General features: G+C 46.6%; 1 protein-coding gene. It reads left to right on the top strand.

Annotation, left to right across the window (positions count from 1 at the left end; all coding sequences use genetic code 11):
• Nucleotides 1–109: 109 nt before the first annotated feature.
• Nucleotides 110–775 (top strand): LysR family transcriptional regulator, encoded by a 666-nt coding sequence (locus tag GWQ22_RS21625; RefSeq protein ID WP_345893653.1) that lies wholly within the window; start codon nt 110–112, stop codon nt 773–775.
• Nucleotides 776–888 lie beyond the last annotated feature (113 nt).

Below are 888 nucleotides of genomic sequence, written 5' to 3'. Positions count from 1 at the left end.
GAACAGGGATTGCAGGCTGGAGCTCACTCTGGGAAGGCTGGCAAACACTGCAAAGTAAACTGGACGGCTTTATTGCCGCCAAAGAGATGATGGCTTCGGGGATCAAGATCTGATCAAGAGACAGCTGCTACGCTCTTTCGTGAGTGTTGTACAATGTGGCAGCATTAACCGAGCCGCAATATTGCAAGGAAAAACACAGCCAGCGCTTAGCCAACAAATTCAGCGTTTAGAGCAACAGTTAGGCCATGCATTGCTGCTTCGTTCCAACAGGGGCATCCGTTTAAGTACAGAGGGGGAGGCGTTATTACCTTATGCAGAACGCATTTTAAGTCTAACAGACCAAATGAGTCTAAAACCTGCATCACAAGGCAAGCAGCATTGCAGTATTGGTTTGGTTGAAGATCTTGTGAGTCATCACTTTACCCGCGTACTCGCCGACTTTGCTTGTGTGCATCCTGGATTAAGCCTGCGTGTTGAGGTTGCTAACAAACAGTCACTCTTTGCAGCGTTTGAACGTGGTGAGTTGGATGTTTTGGTCAGCATGCCAATGACCAATGCACCAGCACCAATTCAGGAATTTAGTTTTCCACTTCATTGGTTTGCAGAACATGGGTTTGAACATCAAGGTGAGTCGTTACCTTTAGTTATGTTTAGCCAACCTTGCTCATGGCGTAATCGTATATTAGAGGCTTTAAATAGAGAAAATATTCCTTGGCATATAGTATTTGAGAGCAGTAGCCTTGCAGCGTTACAAGCTGCTACAGCTGTCTCTTGATCAGATCTTGATCCCCGAAGCCATCATCTCTTTGGCGGCAATAAAGCCGTCCAGTTTACTTTGCAGTGTTTGCCAGCCTTCCCAGAGTGAGCTCCAGCCTGCAATCCCTGTTC

It is taken from the genome of Aeromonas sp. 1HA1, from assembly GCF_029237385.1.
In the GTDB taxonomy this organism is placed as follows: Bacteria; Pseudomonadota; Gammaproteobacteria; order Enterobacterales; family Aeromonadaceae; genus Aeromonas; species Aeromonas popoffii.
The sequence above is the reverse complement of the archived record's forward strand: the minus strand, read 5'-3'. Positions and strand labels throughout refer to the sequence as shown.